The organism is Bradyrhizobium iriomotense (assembly GCF_018129405.1).
Taxonomy (GTDB): domain Bacteria; phylum Pseudomonadota; class Alphaproteobacteria; order Rhizobiales; family Xanthobacteraceae; genus Bradyrhizobium; species Bradyrhizobium iriomotense_B.
Map to the genome: position 1 here is coordinate 55458 of NZ_JAFCLP010000015.1, position 21182 is coordinate 76639.

The following is a 21182-nucleotide window of genomic DNA, read 5'->3' on the forward strand; positions in this document are numbered from 1 at the left end:
CACGGGCGTTGAATGAGGCGAGAGCGCAGGTCTCCCGCCTCGATGATTTGCCGGCTACTTGGCCTTGACCGAATAGACCGGCTTCCAGTTGCCCGGTGCCAGCACGAGGTCCATCTGCAATTTCGGAACGGTGGTCTTGTCGACGGCCGACGCCAGCGGCTGGGCGAGGCTCATCACCGGCTTCTTTTCGATCAGGCGCACGGCCTGGTCGACCGAGACGGCGCCTTCTCCGACCGGGTACTGCGTCGCAAAGGCAAGGACATCGCCGCGGTTCAGCGCGTCGAGCATCGCCTGGTTCTCGTAGGAGGACATGATCTTCATGTCGCTGCGGCCGGCTTCGGCGACCGCGCCGATGGCGGCTTCCGCGGTCGGGGCGGTGCCCCAGATCACATTCATGCTCGGGTAGGCCTGCAGCGCGTCCTGGATCAACTGCAACTGGACCGCGACGCCGGAGTCGCCGAACTTCTCGGCCAGGACCTTGGCGTTGGGATTCTTCGCCACCGCTTTCTTGAAGCCTTCGTTGAAGGATTCCGCCCAGCCCGAGCCGGCCGGACCAGGGAAGGTCACGATGTTGAGCTTGTCGCCGGGCTTGGCCTGCGCGAGCAGACCCTCGCCGGTGACCTCGCCCATGGCGACGAAGTCGACATAGATCGCGGCAGGCAAGGCATTCGGTGGCAGCGGGTTGGCGACGCCGACCACGGGCACACCCTTGGCCTTGGCCTCCTCGAACTTCTTGCTGAGGCCTGCACCCGAGATGGCACCCACGATGATCGCGTCGGGACTGCTCGCCATGCAGTCATCGAACTGCGAGAGCTGCTTGGGCAGATTCTCGTAGCCGCCGGCTTCATAGAGCGTCATGTTGACGTTCATCGCCTCGGCCTGCTTGACGATGCCGTAGGCAACAGCGACCCAGAAACTGTCCTTCATATGCGGAAACAGGACGCAGAGCTTGTAGGGCTTCTCGGCCTTCGCCAGTGCCGTGTACTCGGCCGGCTTCGGTGTGCCTGAGGAGGCATCGTAGACCTTCATGGGGAACCACGGCGTCTCGGCCGCGGCGGGCGCCGTCGCGGCGAAGGCGAGGCCTGCGGCGATGCCGAGGGTGGAGCAGATCGGCCGAAACCGCTCGATGGAAAGGCACGTCGCATGAGTCATAGCTCTATCCTCCTGGTTCGAATGAAAGGGTGAGGGCCGACGGCTTCGGTTCCTCTGTTGCAGGCAAGTGCCACGCCGCCCTTGGGCGACGCGTCGTCGACGGGGATCAGCCCGTTGCCCAATTTGCGACCGAGCGCCGCTCGAAGACTTCGCGGAACTGGCGTGTGGATTCGGGAAGGAGGGCGCCGCTTCCCCAATCGAGGATCACGGCGTGCTGGCGGATGACATCGAGGGCATCGATCTCGCCGCCGCGAAAGCGCTGCGCGACGAGTTCCGGATCGAGCCTGACCTTGGCGACCCGCTCCGCCCTGATCCTGGCGCGGAGTGCGTCGGTTGCCGTCTTGTCCACCTCGTACTCGCAGAGTTCGGCGTCGATGATCTGCACGACGACGCCATAGTCCTTTGCGGCGCGCTCGACCGAGACGTAGTCGTCCTTGATGTCCTCGATCACGAGGCGCGGATCGCGGTCGAGCGGGTCACCGAAGCCGCCGCCGCCTGCGGTCGGCCGGGAGAAAACGTCGCCTTCGCCGATCGGCACGTCGGAGAAGATCGAGCCGAGGCGTTCCTCGCTCGCGCTGCCTTTGCGCTTCAGCGTCAGCCCGTGTGGCATGGAAGGCAGACCGCCCTCGATGCCCCACACCACGGCGCGTTCACGGTCGCAGATGTAGGAGATCACGGTCTTTTCGGCCTGCAACATGCGCGAGGTCTTCATCACGCCGGCGCCGCCGCGCCATTTGCCGGGGCCGGGTGAGTCTGTCAGGATCTCGCACTTCGTGGTCAGGATCGGATTGGCGCGCTCCTGCCCTTCGACGGGCTGCGACATCAGTCCGGTGCCGAAGCAGGCGGTGGTGACGTTGCTGCCGTCCTTGCCGTTGCGACCGCCCCAGCCGCCCGGCAGCCAGTCGTAGAACATGAAGATCGGTTTGTCGGCGCTACGGCCGTCGAACCCGCCGGTGAGCAGATATTCGAGATTGAAGGCGCAGGCGAGCGCGCGCTCGGGCATCAGTTTCGACCACATCTCGTAGATCGAATTCATGATCTTCTCGAACGGCATCAGGAAGCCAGTGACCGCGATCGGCCACTTCGCGTCGACGATCGAGCCTTCAGGAGCGACGATCTCGAAGCAGCGATAGAAACCGGAGTTAAGCGGTAGGTCCGGGAAGAAGGTCTTCATCCCGGCCGCGACGGCCGAGAATGTCGCACCGAACGCGGAGTTGTAGATGGAGCCTATGGTCGGGTGGCTCCCGGTGAAGTCGTAGATCGCCTTGTCGCCCTTGATCGTCATCTTGATGCGGATCGGGATCATGCCTTCGCCGCCGGCCGGGTCGCGATCGATGAAGTCGACCGTCTCCCATTCGCCGTCGGGCAGCGCGGCGATACGCTGGCGCGCGGAGCGCTCGACATAGTCCTGGACTGCGGCCAGACCCGCCTCGACCGTGTCGCGGCCATATTTGTTGACGAGTCGCAGGATCTCGCGTCCGCAGACGGCAGTCGCCTCGGCCTGCGCCTGGATGTCACCGATGATGGAGGCGGGATCGCGTGTGTTGGACGCGATCAAATGCGCGACGTCCTTACAGAACCGTCCCTTGTCGAACAGCCGGATCGGCGTGATGCGCAGGCCTTCTCGGAACATGTCGCGCGCCGCGACGTCAAATGAGCCGGGAACGCTGCCGCCCATGTCGGACCAATGACCGTTGGACTGGCTGAAGGCGATGATCTTGCCGTCGGCAAAGATCGGGCGGATCAGCCGCACATCGGAGAAGTGGGTGCCGCCGGCATAGGGATCGTTGATCGCGAACACATCGCCTTCATGCATGTCGCCCTCGAAGTGGCGCATGACGTCCTGGCAGGTGAAGTGCAGCGTGCCGACATGAACGGCGATGTCCTGATTGCCCTGGGCTGCGCATTCGCCCTTGGCGTCATGCAGGGCGCTGGAGAAATCGCGATTATAGATCACGAAGGAGTAGCAGGTGCGCAGCACCTGCTCGCCCATCTGGTCGACGCTGGTGATGAAGGAGTTTTTCAGAACCTCGAAGGTCACGGGGTCGAGCGGGAGATCTCCTGCCATGGCTCATTCCTTCACGCGGATGATGATGTTCAGATATTTGTCGACCTCGGCGCTGGCGCCGGGCGGCACGACGGTGGTCGCGTCGACCTGCTCGACGATCGCGGGCCCTTGGAAAGTGAAGCCGCAGGGCAGGTCGTCGCGGGCATAGACGGGCGTATCGAGGCCGTTACCCTCGAACCACACCCTGCGGCGGCTGACCGGCTCAGGGATCGCACCGGTCGGCTTGTGGACGGCGAATTCGGCCTTGGGCACGACGCCGATCGCCTTCAGGTTCAGCCGGAAGAAGCTCACGGGCGAGTCGTCGCGACGGAAATTGTATTCGCGCTTGTGCTCGGCATGGAAACTCTGGACCAGGTCGGAGATCGCGCCGATCGGGCGCGGTGCCTGGACCGCGAGCGAGCGCCATTGGCCGCGATACATCATGTCGATCGAACGTTGCAGCACGATGTCGCGCTCTGCGACGCCCTCATGGGTGAGCCGGGCGAGCGCTTCCTTCTCCAGCGCGCCGAACTGCGCTTCGATATCTGGGGAGTCGGCTTCGTCGGCGCCGACCATGCAGCTCTGCGAGAAGTCGTGCTGCATGTCGACCAGCAGGCAGCCGAGCGCGGAAGTGACGCCGGGATTTGGCGGCACGATCACGACGGGGATCGCAAGCTCGCGCGCCACGTCGACACCATGGAGGGCCCCGGCGCCGCCGAAGGCAACCAGCGCAAAATCGCGCGGATCATAGCCGCGACTGATCGAGATCAGCCGGACCGCGTCCGACATATTGGCATTGGCGACCTTGACGATCGCGTCCGCCGCCTCATGCAGGCCGAGGCCGAACGGCTTTGCGACGCCTTCCTCCACGGCCTGGCGGGCGCGGGCGGGATCAAGCTTGACTTTGCCGCCGGCGAGGTCGGTGCCGAGCCGGCCCAGCGTGACGTTGGCGTCGGTGTTGGTTGGCTGGGTGTTGCCGTTGCCGTAGCAGGCGGGGCCCGGATAGGCGCCTGCCGATTGCGGGCCGTTTCGCAAGGAGCCTGCCGGATCAGTCCAGGCCAGCGAGCCACCGCCGGCGCCGATGGTGAGCACCTCGATCGAGGCAAAGCGGATCGGATAGCCGAACTCGATGTACCAATCCTTGGTGATGCGTGAGTGGCCTTCGTAGGCCAGCGACACGTCGGTCGAGGTGCCCCCCATGTCGAGGCCGATTGAATTGGGATAGCCGCAGAGGCCGGCGATGTAGCGGCTGGCGATGGCGCCAGCGGCAATGCCGGAACCCGCGAGACGGGCGGCGAAGTCCTTCACGGAGGCCGGCGTCATGACGCCGCCGCCGGTGTGGAGCAGCAGGAGATCGCGGGTGTATCCTTCATCGGCGAGGCGGTCGCCGAGCCGGCTCGTGTAGCTGACAACGACCGGGCTCACGACGGCATTGGCTACTGTCGTCGAAAAGCGTTCGTGCTCGAAGATCTCGGGCAGGACTTGCGAGGAGATCGAGACGGGTACGTCGGGCATCTCAGCAAGCAGGATATCGCGCATGGCGCGTTCATTGGCGCCGTTGAGATAGGCGTTCATGAAGCATACGGCGACCGCGGCGACGCCCCGGCGCTTGAGAATCCGCGCGACGTTGCGTGCTGCTTCGACGTCGAGCGGCTCGATCACCGCGCCGCCCGCATCAACCCGTTCGGGCACGGTCAGGCGGTCGCGCCGCGGCACGTAAGGTCGCACAACATCCTTGTAGGTATCCCAGAGATCTTCCTTGTTGGCGCGCCGGATCTCGATCACGTCGCGGAAGCCCTGGGTCGTCACCACGGCGGTGCGCGGCAGCCTGCGTGTGATCAACGCGTTGGTCGCAACCGTGGTGCCGTGCGAAAACAGGGCCACCTTGGAAAGATCGATGCCGGCCTTGGATACGCCGCCCATGATCCCTTCGATCGGGTCGCGCGTGGACGAAGTCTTTTCGATGCGGATGAGGCCGGTCGCCTCGTCCATGATGCAGATGTCGGTGAAGGTCCCCCCGACATCGACGGCCACACGAAGGTTCTGCACCATGCGTCTTCCTTTCCGGCAAGCGTTTCGCCGATCATAGGCAGACCGGCGGCTTGGGCGCTTGACGCTGAGTGCAGGAAGATTTGTGCGAGAGAGCGAACCTCGCCCGTGCCTGGATCGACGGCTGGTTGCCTAAGGATCGGCCAGACTGGTGCGGCGTGGGGCCGTCAGGACGTCGGGATGCGTGAGGCCGCGCGCGCTTCGCTCGGGGTGCACCCGAACCGGCCGCGATAACTCCGGCTGAATTGCGCCTGGTCGGAGAATCCCCATTGATAGGCGATTTCTGAAATGCTCTTGCGGCAGTTGGGATCGCGCAACAGGGTATCGCACATCGACAGACGCTGATTGCGGATATAGGCACAGACCGTCAGGCCTTCGCCTTCGAAAATCTGGTGCAGATATCGAAGCGAGATGCCGCAGCCGTCGGCGATGGTCTGCGGCGTGAGCCGCATGTCTTCGAGGCGGGTTCGGATGAAATGCTCGCAGCGGAGCAGATGGCCGTTACGCACGGAGGACGAGTGGCCGGTCAGGACGCGGTCGTCGGATTCGATGGCCATCGCCAGGAGCTCAACGAGGTGCTTGCCCATCATCGTGCGCGCCATCTCGTCCATTTCGCTGATGCGTTCGCCGGCAAGGCGCAGCGTGTCGACGAACAAGGCGCCGACGCTGCGGCTCGCATCGAACTGAAGCGTCGCGAGACGCTCGGGGCGCGAGATGCGCGCACGCAGGACCGCGCTTGGAATCTTCAGAACCCACAGCGCCGTCGTATCCTGATGACTGAACTCGTATGGCAGATGGCTGCGCTCGATCAGGAACGCGCCTGGTCGACATTGCACAACCTTGTTGTCCTGTTCGAAGCGGATTTCGGCGAGCTCCGGCACCGTGATCAGGAAGGATTCTTCGCGCTCGCCCTGGAGATGCCGTTCATGGCGTTTGTAGAGCAGGCCATTTGCGATGTTGCGGGATACTGCAACGGGCCCCATCGCCCAGGCGCCGAGGCGCGCATCAAAATCGCGGCCGCTCGGAAAGCGCAAGTCCAGTGAGAAATAGGTCCTGGAGACGATGTCCTGCCAGTATTGCTGCCGGCTGTGCGCTGGAATGTCGTTGGTCGCGTAAGTGACTTGCATTGCTGCGCTCCCCGCTACCGGCTGCTTCTCCGGCCGCCAAGCCCATGGTGAGTGTGGCGAGGACGGCTGGATCGCGTCAAGTCGAATGAAACGGAAACAGATATCTCAGATTACGATCCTCTCCTCGGCGTGATGCCGGTGGTCGACGCCGATTGGCGGTCGGCCGGGACCTACGCCGGCCACCGCGAAGCGCATGAAATCTCGGAATGCCTTCGCGGCTTCCGACAGCTTGATGTCGCGGCGCCAGGCGAGGCCGATGTCCATGGTCGGTATCTCGTCCTCGATCACCCGGGTCTCGATCCGCTGTCCTTCCAGCGACCAGGGCCGGTAGATCAGGTCCGAGAGGATTGCGATGCCCATTCCCCCGGCGACCATGGAGCGCACGGCCTCGACCGAAGACGTGCGGAAGATGGTCTTTGGCTCGAGTAACGCGTTGTTCCAATAGCGCATCGAGGTGTGCTTGGCTTCGTCCACGGTGAGCATGACGTAGGGATACGTCGCGATTTCGGCGAGGCGGACGTGCTCGGCGCGGGTGAGCGGATGATCGGGAGCGAGCCACAGGCGGCGGGGCGAGCGCAACAGCGTTTCGCTGCCGAGCATGGCGTTGTCGCGCAGGTTCGAGACCAGCATCACCGCGAGATCGAGCGCGCCGTCCACAAGAGCACGTTCGAGCACGTCGCGCGGGGCCTCGAACAGCTCAATCGTGATGCCCGGGAAGCTCGCCTGAAAGCGCATCTGGTGGCGAGGCAGGAAATAGCCGGACACGGTGTAGGTGACACCGATGCGAACCGTCCCAAACAACGGGCCCGCGGACATGTGAGTGCCGCGGACGGCCTCGGCCACGGCTGCCAGGATCTGCCGGCCCTGGGACAGGAAACGGCTGCCTTCCATGGTCACCGTGACGCCGTTGGGCGCGCGCTCGAGGAGGCGCGTGCAGACGGTCGCTTCGAGCTGCTGAATCGCTGCCGTGACCGCGGATTGCGAGACGTTGAGGGCCATGGCCGCCTGGCTGATGCGGCCGGTTTCGGCCGCGGCGACGAAATAGCGGATCTGTTTCAGTGAAACTGACATCGCGGTTGATCCGATGTTTGCACAAGTCGTGCGCAGTTGAGCGTTACTCCTCAGCCCAGCGGCATCCGCTGCAACTCTCGTGCCGAGGGTCGGAAAGATAACGGTCGCGCCACGTTAGATTTAGGGGGCGATCACGGACAGCCGCAGGTTTGAGGACCGCACCATGCGTTAGCACCCCGGCCATCGCTGGCCGAGGTGTAGCAAATGTCGTGCAATCGGCGCAGCTTACGTCAGCGCGTTGCGCAGCTTGCCAAGCAGCTCCGCACGGCTCTTGCGTGCTGCCAAGGCTTGATCCATCCCGACCTTGACGAACCGCACCGGCGTATTCGGCTGAAGTTGGCCGATCAGGTCCATGTCCGCGGAGATGACCGTACCGACCATGAAGTAACCGCCGCCCGAAACCGCGTCGCGATGCAGCACGATCGGCTCGGTGCCGCCGGGAACCTGGATCGAACCGTAGGGATAGCAGGCGTCGGTGATGTTGGATGGATCGGAGCCGGCGCCGAATGGCGGCTCGCGCGGCACGAATTGAAGCGCCTTGCCGCCCTTGAAGCGATAGCCGATGCGATCCGCCTCCGGTGCGACTTTCCACGTGTCGGCGAAGAAGTCGTTGCCGGCCGCCTCCGTAATGCGGTGCCAGTAGAGGCCCGGCATGACGCGCAACTCCGTCGGCATTGCCGTTGGCAGGCCACGCAGGTCGTTCGCGACCACGCGCCCGTCCTTGACGGAGGCCGCAGCCTTACCGACTGGCAGTTCGTCGCCAGCCTCGAGCTTGCGCCCCTTGAACCCGCCGAGCGCGCCGAGCGCGTAAGTCGAGCGCGAGCCGAGGACGACCGGCACATCGATGCCGCCGGCAATGGCGATATATCCGCGTGCGCCCTGTTTGAGGAAATCGAAAGAGAGGACCTGGCCGCGCTTGACCTTGAAGCTCGTCCAGGTTTCGCGCGGCTCGCCATCGAGCTTCGGCGGCAGCTGGGCGCCGGTAATCGCGACGGTCGCATCTTCGGTGAATTCGAGCTCCGGCCCCATGAAGACGGCTTCCAGGACCGCTGCGCCTTCTTCGTTGCCGACAAGGAGGTTGGCGGCGACGAGCGCATGACGGTCCATGCCGCCGGAGAGGGGGATACCGATGTGATAATAGCCGGGACGCCCGAGGTCCTGGACGGTGGTCGCAAGACCCGGCTTCAAAACCTTAATGGCCATGGAGGACTCCATCGAGCTTGCGGTTGTAGGCATCAATGTCACGGTTGAACTCGGTCAGCGAGAACGAGACGTCGCGGATGACGGGTGCGAAGCGTCCGGCGTCGACATCGGCGACCGCCGCGTCATAGGCCGACCGATCGATTGGTTTCCATTTCACGATGTCGCCTGGCCGGAACAGGCACATGAAGTCGCGCAAATAGCTGATCTTCTGATTGGGGTCGTAGATCGGCATCGGCGTGATGCCGAACATCTGGTATCCTCCGGCTCCGCGCACCGAGTAGATGCAGGAGAAGCATCCTCCATGACCGATGGTGAGCTTTGGCGTATCGGTGCGCGGGCGCAGGTATTTCGGCGCCTGGATCTGCCGCTGGCGTTCGACCATCTGGTAGAGGAAGGGCAGGCCGGCGACGAAGCCGACCATGGAGACGAACCAGGGTGCGCTGGAGTGCGCCTTGATGAAGGCATCGACGCTGTCGAGGCCATTGATCTGCGCGGCATATTCGAGATCGGTGCCGTTCGGATTTTGATGGCGTTCCCGGAAGCGCATCAGGGTCTCGTGCGTCCAGGGATCATTGTAGAGCACGGGGATTTCGATGATCCGCGTCTTGATCACCGGCTCGGACTTTTCGGACGCGGTGTCCAGCCGCTTCAATTCCGCGAGGAGATCATCGGGCTTGATCTGATCGGGATCGAACTTGACCTGATAGGACGCGTTCGCCGGGCAGATCTCGGTTACGCCTTTGATCTTGGCGTCGCGCACGGCGTTGGTGATGAAGAGACTCTTGAAGAAGGCCTCGAGCGACATTGCCTCGCCGACTTCGGCGAAAATGTGCTCGTCGCCGCCGAAGGAAAATCGAGTTTGCATGGCTAGCAGCCTCCTGTTGTGGGCGGGGCAGGTTCTCTCGCGATCATAGGATCGCTCTTGCGACCGGTGACGCTTGGTCCGTGATGATGCTCGATGCATGGAGCTCCAGCCACGGTTCGAGCCAGGCGGTATGAAATCGTCCGGCCTGTACGTCGGCATCGCGGGCGAGCGCCTGATGCAGTGGTTTCGTCGTGGCAAGGCCTTCAACGCTGAGCTCGGCAAGCGCGCGCGAGAGCTTTCGTATTGCGTTCGGCCGATCCTTGTCGTGCACGATCAACTTGCCCAGCAGGCTGTCGTAGAAGGGAGGCACGGTATAGCCCTGATAGAGCATGCTATCGAAGCGCACGCCGTCACCGCCGGGGATGCTGAGCGCGCTCACCGTGCCCGGATTCGGCATGAAATTCCTGGTGGGATCCTCGGCATTGATGCGAACCTCGATCGAATGTCCGGTCACGCGGACGTCGTCCTGGCGGACGCGCAGGGGCTCGCCGCCGGCAATCCGGATCATCTCGCGAACGAGATCGATGCCCGTCACCATTTCGGTCACGGGATGCTCGACCTGGATGCGGGTGTTCATCTCCAGAAAATAGAACTCGTGGGTCCTGTCGTCGTAAAGATATTCGAGCGTCCCGGCGCCGCGATAATTGACAGCCTTGGCGAGCGCGATCGCAGATGCGCAGAGTTTTTCACGGATGGCCGGTGTCAGCGACGGTGAGGGGGCCTCTTCCCAGACCTTCTGGCGGCGGCGCTGCAACGAACATTCGCGCTCGAAGCAATGGATGACGTCGTGTCCGTCGCCAAGCACCTGCACCTCGATGTGCCGCGCGCCTTCGATCAGTCTCTCGATATAGAGCCCGCCGTCACCGAAGGCGGCAAGCGCTTCGGCCTGTGCCTGCGGCATCAGATGATTGAACTCGTCCGCCGACCGTGCAACGCGGATGCCACGTCCGCCGCCGCCGGCGGCCGCCTTGATCATGACGGGGAAGCCGGTGGTCTCGACCAATGCGAAGGCGGCTTCCGTCGACTCGAGGCGCCCCCGACTGCCCGGAACGGTCGGCACCCCGGCCGCAGCAGCGGCCTCGCGTGCTGCGACCTTGTCGCCCATGAGCCGGATCGATTGTGCGGTTGGGCCAACGAAGGTCAGATGCGCCGCCTCGACGGCCGCAGCGAATTCGGCATTCTCCGCCAGAAAGCCATAGCCGGGATGGACGGCATCGGCCCCGGTGGCCTTGGCCGCGGCGAGGATGGTCGCCTGGTTGAGATAGGACTTGGATGCCTGTGGCGGGCCGATTTCGACCGACTCGTCCGCGAGCCTGACCGCGAGCGAGTCCTTGTCGGCCATGCTGTAGACCTGAACGGTCGCGATACCGAGCTCGCGCGCCGCGCGGTTGATACGCACGGCGATTTCGCCGCGATTGGCTATGAGGAGCTTTTTGATGGCCATGAAGGGAACGGGCGGTCTCAAACGTCGATTTCGGCGATGGGCTGGCCAGCCATCACGGCTTCCTCGTTCTCAGCCAGGAACCGCAGGATCTTGCCGGTAGTGCCGGCCTTCACCTCGTTGAAGGACTTCATCACCTCGATGAGGCCAATCGTGTCGCTATCGGCGACGACATCTCCGTCGTTCTTGTAGGCCGGCTTGTCGGGCGCGGGCCGGCGATAGAAGATGCCCGGAAGCGGCGAGAAGATTTGCTGTGTTGTCATGCTGTCCTCGTGATGTCTTTGCTTGGGATCTTGGCGCGCCAGCTCAAGGAGCGGTCAGATAGGGACGGACCGCTTCGCGAACGGCCGCGGCGATGGCGACGGCGTTGGGGGTGTCGGAGTGGATACAGATTGAATCGGCGCCGACCACAATGTCGTTTCCGGCCACCGAGCGCGTCTTGCCTTCATTGACTGCTCTTGCGCAGCGGGAGGCCGCATCGGTCGGATCCTTGGCCTCGTGCTCGCGCGTGATGATCAGGCTGCCGTCGGCATTGTAGTCGAGATCGGCGTAGTACTCGGCGACGAAGGTGTGGCCACGCCGCTCGTAGACCTTCTGGTGCAACGTGCCCTTCATGCCGAGCAACGGCACCCTATAGACGTCGGCCGCGTCCGCCACGGCTTCGGCGATCTCCTCGTTGCGCGAGGCCATCCCGTAGAGCGCACCGTGTGGCTTGATGTGATTCAGTGCCATGCCCTCCGCATCCAGGAACGCCTTGAGCGCTCCGATCTGATAGAGCAGACAATTGGCCAGCTCCTCACGGCTGATCTTCATCTCCCTGCGACCGAAGCCCTGCAAGTCCGGCAGCGAGGGGTGCGCACCGACCTTGACGCCGAACTCCTTGGCGAGCCGCACGGTCTTACGCATGTGGTTGAAGTCCGAGGCATGAAAGCCGCACGCGACGTTTGCGACGTCGATATGCGGCATCAGCGCCTTGTCGTCGCCCATCTTGTAGAGGCCATAGGCCTCGCCCATGTCGCAGTTGATCACGACCATCTCCTGATTTCCTCCCAACAGCGCTTGCGTTGATCCGAGGTGAACCTCCCGGGGGCTTGCCCTTCGGGAGGCGCGTTGTCGGTTTACTTGGACACCAGATAATCCAGCGGGATCTTTTCCGAGATCGTCCACTGATCGATCACGCGCGGCTTGCCGGCTTCCGTATCGACGATCAGGTAACGACCCTGGTTCTGGTGGTGGATGTCCTTGGTGAACGTGCGGGGCCCGAACAGCGTCGGTTCGCTGGTCATCTTCTCGAGCTCGGCCACGACCGGCGCGGCGTCCGTCGACTTGGCGCGTTCAACCGCCTTGGCCCAGACGTCGATCAGGACATAGCCCGGATAGACATATTGGCTGGATGGATCACCGCCGGTGACGTCCTTGTACTTCTTGTTGAACTCGTTGACCTTCGGGTTCGGATCGTCGCCGTAGACGGAGCCTTGCACGGGAACATAGAAGTTCGACAGGTCGGGCACGGCGTTCAGCCAATAGCTGCCGTCGACGCCGGATCCGTTGACGATCATCGACTTGATGCCGGCGGCGCGGATCTGCTTGATGGCGGAGACGGCGCCCGGCATCATCGTGCAGAGCATGATGGCGTCCGGTTCCTTGGGCAGGCTCTTGATGCGCGTGATCTGCGAGGCGATCGAGGCGTCATCGTTCTTGAAGGTGTCGCTGCCGGCAAGCTTGGCATCCTTCAGGCGCGGCAGCATCCAGTCGAAGCCGTCGCAGATCCCCTTGTTGTAGACGGTCCAGCTATCGAGCAGGCGGTAGAAGTTACGTGCGTTCTTCTTTTCGTAAGCCCATTCCGCCATGGTCGCGCCCTGCACGGCCGCCAGCACCGAGGCCGAGAACGAGAACGGACCGACGCCGGGAATGCCTGCCTTGATGGATTCGGCGCACAGGAAGAAGGAGACCTTTCCGGCGGCCTGTGCCTGGAGAGCCGCGGGCGCGCCGAAATCATAGTCGCAGGAGACAATGACGAGGTCGGCGCCCTGGTCGAGCACGGCGAGGCCGGCCTTCGCACCTTCCGCCTGATCGGTCTTGGTGTCGGCGAAGACAGGCTTGATCTTCTTGCCGAGCAGGCCGCCGGCCTTGTTGATCTCGTCGATCCGGATCAGAGCCGCATCCTGCGCCGGCTTGTCGTAGGCCTGCATGAAGCCGGATGCGGCCGTTGCAAATCCGACGACGATTTCGTTAGCCGCCTGGGCGGGTGTGAACCAGAGCATGGATGCGCCGGCAAGAACACCGAGTACTGATCTGCAATGCATGAGCAACTCCTCTGATTTGTACGAAAGGACGTCAGTTCAGTTCTTTCAATGCCGTCTGTGCAGGGCGCTGCAGGCGCCGCTGCAACGGCCATCCGCGCCAGCGGAATTCCAGGTTGCGGGTCAATCCCGTCGGCAGGTACATCAAGATGACGATAGTGATGATGCCGATCGCGATTTCCTGGACACCGTTCGGCAGCGCAACCGTGTGGCTACCGAAGCTGACGCCTTTCTCCAGGTTGCGGAACAGCTCGATCAGGACCGACATCGCGACCACGCCGACGACCGCGCCGGTGAGGCTATACATGCCGCCGACCACCAGCATCGACAGGGTGACGAAGGTCGTCCGGAGATAGAATGAGCCGGGATTGACGATGCTCAGGAAATGCGCGTAGAGCGCGCCGGCAAGGCCGATGATGAATGCGCTGACGACGAAGGCGATCAGCCGTTCGCGAACGATATCAATGCCGGAGGCGCTTGCCGCGACCGCCTCGTCACGTGTGGCGCGCAGCGCCAGCCCCGAGCGCGAGATCGCATAGAGATAGGCAATCACGATGGCAACGGCCGCGCCGATCCATCCGGTCCAGACATTCATGGTGGGCGGAATGCCGACGATGGAGCCTTGGCCGCCCGTGACGGAATCCCAGTTCGAATAGATGTTGTTGACGACACCGAGCAGGCCAAAAGTCGCGATAGATGCGGCAATGCCCGACAGCCGCATGATGATGCGTCCGATGATCAACGCGATCAGCGCTGCGAAAAATCCCGAGATCGGCGTCGCGATCCACATCGGCAACTGCGTATGCAACAGCCAGACGGGAAGTCCCTTGAGCGTGATCGATTTCATCACCGGGGGGATGGTCAGCCAGGCGGTCATATAGGCGCCGAGGCACATGAAGCTGATGTGACCGAACGACAGCAGGCCTGAATTGCCAACGAAAGCGTAGAGGCCGACGACGATCATGATGTTGATGAACATCTCGACGGCCGTGCGGTTGAAGGCCCGGCTGCCGAAATAATAGGTGAGGGCGGCCATGACGAGCAGCGCCGCGATCAGCACGATCGGCGTGAGGATCGTTTGCCGGATGACGGAGGGCCGCTGCGACATCGATCAGACTCTCTGCTTGGCGGATTTCGGTGCGAATAGGCCCTGCGGCCGCACCAGAAGGACGACGATGACGGCGCCATATACAAAGGCGTCGCGGAACACCCGCGCGTCGTGCGGTAGGGTGGCCTGGAACACGACGCTCGCCGCGCCGATCAGAAAGCCGGCGGCAACGGCGCCGGGAATGCTGCCGAGACCGCCGATCACGGTTGCGATGAACGCGATCAGCATCACATTGGCGCCCATGCCGATGTCGGCGGTGCCGGAATTGGTGGCGAGGATCAGACCGATCGCCGCCGCCAGCATGCCGCTAATGGCGAAGGCGAGCAGTATCACCCCGTTGGCGCGGACGCCGAGCATGCGCGCCATGGTGAAATTCTCGGCTGCTGCACGCATCTCCAGGCCATAACGGGTGCGCTTCAGAAAGAGCACCAGCGTGGCGAGCACGATCAGCGTGATAATGATGGTCACGACCTGGAGCATTGGGATGTGGGCGCCCAGGAATTCGACCGGCAGGCCGAGGCTCGGCCACAGCGTGACCGATTTCGGCCGGCTCGAATACAGCATCAGCAGAAGGTGGCGGATGACGAAGCCAAGCGCGAATGAGGCGATCATCATCGTCGCGGGATTGGTGTTGCGGAAGCGGCGGAAGACGATGAGCTCCGATAGAACCGACAGCGCAGCGCCGATCAGCAGCAGAAGCGGGATCAGCAGATAGGATGGCAGTTGACCGGCAAACACGATCGCCGCCGCGTCGGTCGAGGGCCACAGCATGGCGAAAACGCAGAAGGCGATGAAGTCTCCGTGCGCGAAGTTGACGAGCCGCATCACGCCGAAAATCAGCGCGATGCCGAGCGCACCGAGAGCGTACAGGCTGCCGAGGCTCAACGCGTCGAAGACGATCTGGAGGACCGCTGTCATCTCAGTGGTCTCCAAACCCGAAATAGGCCTGCTTCAGGCGGTCGTCCTTGACCATGTCGGCGGCCGCCCCCTCGAGCACGATACGGCCGCCCCGGACGAGGACCATTCGTCCACCCGTCATGAGGGCGCGCGTCGAACTCTGCTCGACGATGAGCAGGGTCAGCTTGCGCTGGGCGCGCAGCCGCACCAGAATCTCGTAGACTTGGTCGATAATCTTCGGCGCAAGCCCGAGCGATGGCTCGTCGATCGCCATGATGCGGGGCGCGGCCATCAAGGCGCGACCGATGACGAGCATCTGCTGCTGGCCGCCGGAGAGCATCCCTGCGGGAGTATGGCGGCGCCCGGCCAGCATCGGGAATTCCTCGTAGACGGATTCAAGGTCGTCGGCGATCTTCCTGCGGTCGGTCCGCATGCCGGTACCGACCTTCAGGTTCTCCTCGATCGTCAAGTCGCCGAAGACATTGCGACCTTCGGGCACCAGCGAAAAGCCGCGTCGCGCGATGTCCTCGGGCGCGGCGCCCGTTACCTTCGCGCCGTCGATGGTGATGGAGCCCGATCCTGGCGGCACGACGCCGGCGATAGCGTTGAGCAAAGTCGATTTGCCCGCGCCGTTCGGGCCGGTCACGAACAGGACCTCGCCCTCGTCGATATTGAGCGTGATGCCGCGAAGGGCCGTCAGGCGCCCATAGCTGACCGTGATGTCGTTGACCGCGAGCAACGTCATGATACGGCCGCCTCTTCGGAGGTAATCGGCGGAATCAATTCGTCGCGTTGTGTGCCCATATAGGCGTGCCGCACCTCGTCGCTGTTGCGAATTTGCGCGGGAGAGCCGACCTCGATGATCTGTCCGGAATCGAGGACGAAGATGCGTTCGCAGAGTTCGAGCACGAGGCCGATATTGTGCTCGATCAGCAGCACGCCGACGTTGAGCTCTCGGGCGATTCGCCGGATGATGGCGGCCAGATCGTGGCTCTCGTGCTCCGACATTCCCGCTGCGGGCTCGTCGAGCAGGAGGTAGCGCGGCGCGCACATGATGGCGCGGCCGATAGCGACGCGGCGTTCGTCGGTGTAGGGCAGGGCGCCCGCGACGGTGTTTGCGAGATGAGAAATGCCGAGCCAGGCCATCACGCGATCGGCTTCCGCGATCGCGTCGCGACGGGTCTGGCCAAGGCCTACGCCTGTCACCTCGAGGTTGTCGATGACCGGGAGGTCGCGGAAAAGGCGACCTGATTGGAATGTGCGTGCAACACCCGTTCGTCTGAGCTTGTGCGCCGCAATGCCGTTGATCGGCTCGCCTTCCAGTTCCAAGGCGCCAGCGCCGACCGGTTGGAAGCCTGTCAGCACATTGACAAGCGTGGTCTTACCGGCCCCGTTGGGACCAATCAGGCCGGTGATGCCCCCGCGCGGCACGGCAAGCGTCACGCCCGACAGCGCTTTCAAGCCTTCGAATTGGACGCTGACATCGCGAGCGACCAACTCCAAGCCATCAGACATCTATCAGCGCCTTCTCACCCACGAACCGATGGATTGATTTTTCCGTTCCACCGGGGGATTGTAAAATTCGAAATATCGTTCACTGATATCGGAAATTTTGATGTCTCTGACGTTCCGTCAGGTTCGGCACTTTATTGCAACGGCTGAGACAGGACAGGTTTCGGCTGCGGCGGCAGCTCTGAACGTGACGCAGTCGGCAGTCACGGCGTCCATCAAGGCGCTCGAAGCCGAGCTCGGGCGCAAATTGTTCGATCGCCACTCGAACGGCGTGACGCTGACCTTTGACGGACAGGAGTTCTTGCAGCGCGCCCGCACCATCGAGGCCAGCGTGTCCGACGCGATGCGGGGGCCGCATCGCTGGGGATCACAGGTTGATGGGACGGTCGATGTGGCGGTCAGCTATACGATCGCCGGATATTTCCTGCCGCCGCTGTTGTCGCGCTTCTGGCGGTCCTTTCCAGGGATCACGGTGCGTCTGCACGAGTTTCAGCGCGATGCGATCGAGCAGAGCCTGATCAGCGGCAGTGTCGATGCGGCGGTGATGCTGGTCTCCAACCTGCATGATCGACTCTCTATCCGGTCTCGTCTGTTGCTACGCTCGCCCCGCCGCCTATGGACCTGCGCCAATCATCCTCTGCTCCGAAAGGACAGTATCAAGCTGGAAGATCTGGCGAGCGAACCCTATCTGATGTTGACCGTCGACGAGGCCGAGCGCTCCGCCATGCGCTACTGGCAGCACACGGCGCGCGTCCCAAACGTCATCTTCCGGACCCTGTCGGTCGAAGCTGTTCGCAGCATGGTCGCGACCGGTATGGGAATCACCATTCTCTCTGACATGGTCTACCGGCCCTGGTCGCTCGAGGGACATCGCATCGATCTCAAGACGCTCGATGACGATGTCCACACCATGGATGTCGGGCTTGCCTGGAAGAGCAAGGCAGAGCTATCTCCGGCGGCGCGTGCGTTCTGCGAGTTCGTCGCTCATTCCTATCCCGGATCGGAACCGGTCCAGTTCGACTGACCGGGCCGCTCGTGCTCGGCGAGGTGGAGCGTCGTTGCAACGGGCTCGCACTTGCACAGTTTTGCTACACGTCGACACGAATTGCGGCAATCTTCGCTGCAATAACGCGCTTGACTTCGCTTTCGATCTCAACGACCGTATCGTTCAAGCGTTGGGCAGCTCAGCCCGTCAACGCGACGAGTTCAAATCATTTCCAACACCACGCGCATCTCGCGTGTTCGGTTGGCGGCGAGGGCGCCCTCGGCTTAACGGCCGGCGGGCGCTTTTTTGTTTTGGATTGAGTTATGGCGCGGACGCAGTATCGCATCGGTGTGATGTTCTCGACGACGGGGTCGTACAGCGTCGTCGCGCGTTCGATGCTCAATGGGGCACTGCTCGCATTCAACGAGATCAACGCCGGCGCTGGTGCTATCGCGCTGGAGCCGGTCGTGGTCAATCCGACCGGCGATCTCGCCCGGTACCGGGCGCTCAGTCACGAACTGCTCAATTCGGGGATCCGTCAGGTTGTCGGCTGCTACACCTCGTCGAGCCGCAAGGAGGTCATTCCTTGCTTTGAGAAGTTCGACGGCCTGCTCTGGTATCCGTCGCACTACGAAGGGTTCGAGAGCTCCGATAACGTCATCTACACCGGCGCCGCGCCCAATCAGCACGTCCTTCCGCTGGTCGATTATCTCGCCTCACGCGTCGGCGGCCGCGCCTTCTGCGTCGGCTCCAACTACATCTGGGCGTGGGAGAACAACCGCATCTTTCGCGAGGCGTTGACGGCGCGCGGCGGTACCGTGCTTGCCGAGCGCTATCTCTCGGTCGGCGACACCGAGGTCGACCAGGTGATCGCGGCGATCATCGACCAGCGCCCCGATTTCGTCTTCAACAATCTGATCGGCACCAGCGCCTACGCCTTCTTCCGCGCGTTCCGTGCAGCCTGCCGCGCGCAGGGCATCGACCAGGCTGCGGAAATCCCGGTTGCGAGCTGCACGCTGTCGGAACCGGAACTGCCGGAGATCGGTCCTGATGCGGTCGATGGACACCTGTCCTCGAGCGTCTATTTCTCGTCACTGAACTCGCCCGAAAACGCTGCCTTCATCGGCGCCTATACGCGCTCCTTTCCGGATGGACCGGTGTCCTCGGCCGATGCCGAAGCCTCTTACATCGCCGTCAAGCTGCTCGCCGCGGCCTTGTCGCAGGCCGGCACCGACGATGCCCGCACGGTGCGGGCTGCCGTCGCCGACCAGCGGCTGCGCGCGCCGCAAGGGGAGGTTCGTATCGACCGGCAGACCTTTCACGCCTGGCTCACGCCGCGGATTGGCCGCTCGGCCGCCAACGGGCAATTCGAGGTGCTGCTGGAATCCCGCGAGCCGATCGCGCCCGATCCCTATCTCGTCCAGTCGTCGCCGCGCTTTGCCAGCGCAATGCGCTCTCCGCTTTTGAAAGTGGTGCAATCATGAGCTCTCGACTGCTACAGAACTTCAAGGGCGGCCGCGCCATCGTCGTCACACGGCGAGGGGGATGGGAGAGCACGCTCGAAACCACGCTGGCCAAGCTCGGCGTCTCGACCGAATATCCTGAAATCATCGACGGCCGCGCCCTGATCGACGCTGCGAGCCTCCAGGCCGATCGCGACATCCTGTTCGTCGACGGCGATCTCGAAGGCGCGGTTGCGATCGAGATCAACCCGGCCTCGCGGTTGCCGCCGGTACCCGTGATCGGCCTGGTCGGCGTCGAGGCGCCGAGCCGACTGAAGGCGCTGGTCAATCTCGGCGCGACCTCGTTCCTGCGCAAGCCGGTGCATGGCGGCGCGGTCTACACATCCCTGTTCATGGGCATCAACCAGTTCCTGCTGCGCGCCGAGATGTACGAGCGCCTGCAGGGCCTCGAGGAACGCCGCCGCGGCCGCCGCGCGGTGATCCGGGCCGTCATCCTGCTGATGCAGCAGGACAGTCTCGACGAGGAGGGTGCCTATTCCCAGCTCCGTCGCGAAAGCATGCACGCGCGGCAGAACATGGAACTCTATTGCGAGGAGTTTCTGAGCAGGCGGGCGAAGCCGCCCGACACGTCCGGCCGCACGACCGGCATCATGCTGCAAGGCGGCAACAAGCAGGCCATCTAGGAGAAGCAAAATGAGCAAGTCTGTATTGCGGGGGCTGCGCGCCGCAGCCCTCACGGGGACGCTTGTCCTCGGATTACATCAGGCGCTCGCAGCGGAAAACCCGATCAAGCTCGGCGTGCTGGAGGATCAGTCCGGCGATTTCGCCGCGGCGACGATAGGCAAGGTCCACGCCATCCAGCTCGCCGCCGACGAGATCAACAAGGCCGGCGGCATCATGGGCCGGCCGCTGGAGCTCGTGGCCTACGACACTCAATCCGACAACACCCGCTACCAGGAATTCATGCGGCGCGTGCTCCAACGCGACAAGGTCGACGTCGTGTTCGCGGGCTTCTCCTCGGCCTCGCGCGAGGCGTACCGTCCGATCGTCGACCAGTTCAACGGCTTCGCCTTCTACAACAACCAGTACGAAGGCGGCGTCTGCGACGGCCACATGATCGTCACCGGCGCCGTGCCGGAGCAGCAGTTCTCGACGCTTATCCCCTACATGATGGAGAAGTACGGCAAGAACGTCTACACGCTCGCAGCCGACTACAATTTCGGCCAGATCTCGGCGGAATGGGTCCGCAAGATCGTCAAGGAGAACGGCGGCAAGATGGCCGGCGAGGAGTTCATCCCGCTCGGCGTGTCGCAATTCTCGCAGAGCATTCAGAACATCCAGAAAGCCAAGCCCGACTTCGTGGTCACGCTTCTGGTCGGCACTGCGCAGGCCTCCTATTACGAGCAGGCGGCCTCCGCCAACGTCAACCTGCCGATGGCATCCTCCGTCAACGTCGGTCAGGGCTACGAGCACAAGCGGTTCAAGCCGCCGAGCCTGAAGGACATGTACGTCACCACCAACTACATCGAGGAGATCGACTCCCCGAAGAGCAAGGAGTTCTACGCCAAGTTCAAGGCGAAATTCCCGAGCGAGCCCTATGTCAACCAGGAGGCGGAGAACTCCTATCTCGCCGTCTATCTCTACAAGCAGATGGTGGAGCGGGCGAAGTCGACTAAGCGCGAGGAGATCCGCAAGGTGATCGCGATGGGCGATGTCTGCATGGACGCGCCGGAAGGCAAGGTCTGCATCGACCCGAAGAGCCAGCACATGTCGCATACGATCTACCTCGCCAAGGTCGGTGCCGATCACTCGATCTCCTTCCCGAAGGTCTGGGAGGACATCAAGCCGTATTGGCTGGGTGAAGCCGGCTGCGATCTCACCAAGAAAGATCCGATGGCGCAGTACACGCCATCGAATCCCCCGCCGAAACCCTGACCCGGCGGCTGGTCGCTCCGGCCC

General features: G+C 63.2%; 19 protein-coding genes. 4 read left to right on the forward strand and 15 right to left on the reverse strand.

The window, feature by feature from the left end:
- Positions 1-54 precede the first annotated feature (54 nt).
- The 15 genes from torT to JQ592_RS26485 all read right to left on the reverse strand — a co-directional run bounded on the left by torT (position 55) and on the right by JQ592_RS26485 (position 16760).
- Positions 55-1152 (reverse strand): TMAO reductase system periplasmic protein TorT, encoded by a 1098-nt coding sequence (gene torT / locus JQ592_RS26415; protein ID WP_211405700.1) that lies wholly within the window; start codon positions 1150-1152, stop codon positions 55-57.
- A 106-nt stretch (positions 1153-1258) separates the two neighbouring features.
- Positions 1259-3220 (reverse strand): hydantoinase B/oxoprolinase family protein, encoded by a 1962-nt coding sequence (locus tag JQ592_RS26420; RefSeq protein WP_211405701.1) that lies wholly within the window; start codon positions 3218-3220, stop codon positions 1259-1261.
- Positions 3221-3223: 3 nt separating this feature from the next.
- Complete coding sequence (locus tag JQ592_RS26425; RefSeq protein WP_211405813.1) at positions 3224-5248, reverse strand: hydantoinase/oxoprolinase family protein; 2025 nt, start codon at positions 5246-5248, stop codon at positions 3224-3226.
- 167 nt (positions 5249-5415) lie between these two features.
- Complete coding sequence (locus JQ592_RS26430; RefSeq protein ID WP_211405702.1) at positions 5416-6375, reverse strand: helix-turn-helix domain-containing protein; 960 nt, start codon at positions 6373-6375, stop codon at positions 5416-5418.
- Positions 6376-6480: 105 nt separating this feature from the next.
- Positions 6481-7446, reverse strand: coding sequence for a LysR family transcriptional regulator (locus JQ592_RS26435; RefSeq protein ID WP_211405703.1), 966 nt, complete (start codon positions 7444-7446; stop codon positions 6481-6483).
- 225 nt (positions 7447-7671) lie between these two features.
- Entirely contained in the window at positions 7672-8649 is a 978-nt protein-coding gene (locus JQ592_RS26440; protein ID WP_211405704.1) for a biotin-dependent carboxyltransferase family protein, read from the reverse strand.
- Positions 8639-9514, reverse strand: coding sequence for a 5-oxoprolinase subunit B family protein (locus JQ592_RS26445; protein WP_211405705.1), 876 nt, complete (start codon positions 9512-9514; stop codon positions 8639-8641). Before JQ592_RS26445 ends, JQ592_RS26440 begins: the two co-directional genes overlap by 11 nt.
- Positions 9515-9557: 43 nt before the next feature.
- A complete protein-coding gene (locus JQ592_RS26450; protein WP_211405706.1) occupies positions 9558-10958 on the reverse strand; it encodes an acetyl-CoA carboxylase biotin carboxylase subunit in 1401 nt (466 codons plus the stop codon).
- A 17-nt stretch (positions 10959-10975) separates the two neighbouring features.
- Positions 10976-11218, reverse strand: coding sequence for an acetyl-CoA carboxylase (locus JQ592_RS26455; protein WP_211405707.1), 243 nt, complete (start codon positions 11216-11218; stop codon positions 10976-10978).
- 43 nt (positions 11219-11261) lie between these two features.
- Positions 11262-11990 carry a 5-oxoprolinase subunit PxpA gene (gene pxpA, locus JQ592_RS26460; protein ID WP_211405708.1) on the reverse strand — a complete coding sequence of 243 codons (729 nt, stop codon included), beginning with the start codon at positions 11988-11990 and terminating at the stop codon, positions 11262-11264.
- Positions 11991-12073: 83 nt separating this feature from the next.
- On the reverse strand, positions 12074-13261 hold the full coding sequence (locus JQ592_RS26465; RefSeq protein WP_246820678.1) for an ABC transporter substrate-binding protein: 1188 nt from the start codon (positions 13259-13261) through the stop codon (positions 12074-12076).
- Positions 13262-13292: 31 nt separating this feature from the next.
- The gene (locus JQ592_RS26470) at positions 13293-14366 is read right to left on the reverse strand and encodes a branched-chain amino acid ABC transporter permease (protein ID WP_211405709.1); all 1074 of its coding nucleotides are present in this window, start codon (positions 14364-14366) and stop codon (positions 13293-13295) included.
- 3 nt (positions 14367-14369) lie between these two features.
- Entirely contained in the window at positions 14370-15284 is a 915-nt protein-coding gene (locus tag JQ592_RS26475; RefSeq protein ID WP_211405710.1) for a branched-chain amino acid ABC transporter permease, read from the reverse strand.
- Between the two features lies 1 nt (position 15285).
- A complete protein-coding gene (locus JQ592_RS26480; RefSeq protein ID WP_211405711.1) occupies positions 15286-16008 on the reverse strand; it encodes an ABC transporter ATP-binding protein in 723 nt (240 codons plus the stop codon).
- A complete protein-coding gene (locus JQ592_RS26485) occupies positions 16005-16760 on the reverse strand; it encodes an ABC transporter ATP-binding protein (protein WP_246820679.1) in 756 nt (251 codons plus the stop codon). The genes JQ592_RS26480 and JQ592_RS26485 overlap by 4 nt, the downstream gene beginning before the upstream one ends.
- A gap of 118 nt (positions 16761-16878) precedes the next feature.
- Between JQ592_RS26485 and JQ592_RS26490 the strand changes: the two genes are divergently transcribed.
- The 4 genes from JQ592_RS26490 (at position 16879) to JQ592_RS26505 (ending at position 21158) form a co-directional block, all read left to right on the forward strand.
- Positions 16879-17799 carry a LysR substrate-binding domain-containing protein gene (locus JQ592_RS26490; protein ID WP_211405713.1) on the forward strand — a complete coding sequence of 307 codons (921 nt, stop codon included), beginning with the start codon at positions 16879-16881 and terminating at the stop codon, positions 17797-17799.
- A 284-nt stretch (positions 17800-18083) separates the two neighbouring features.
- A complete protein-coding gene (locus JQ592_RS26495; RefSeq protein WP_211405714.1) occupies positions 18084-19244 on the forward strand; it encodes a transporter substrate-binding domain-containing protein in 1161 nt (386 codons plus the stop codon).
- Positions 19241-19906, forward strand: coding sequence for an ANTAR domain-containing response regulator (locus JQ592_RS26500; protein ID WP_211405715.1), 666 nt, complete (start codon positions 19241-19243; stop codon positions 19904-19906). The genes JQ592_RS26495 and JQ592_RS26500 overlap by 4 nt, the downstream gene beginning before the upstream one ends.
- Before the next feature lie 10 nt (positions 19907-19916).
- Positions 19917-21158, forward strand: a complete 1242-nt coding sequence (locus JQ592_RS26505; protein ID WP_211405716.1) for an urea ABC transporter substrate-binding protein — start codon at positions 19917-19919, stop codon at positions 21156-21158.
- Positions 21159-21182: the final 24 nt, after the last annotated feature.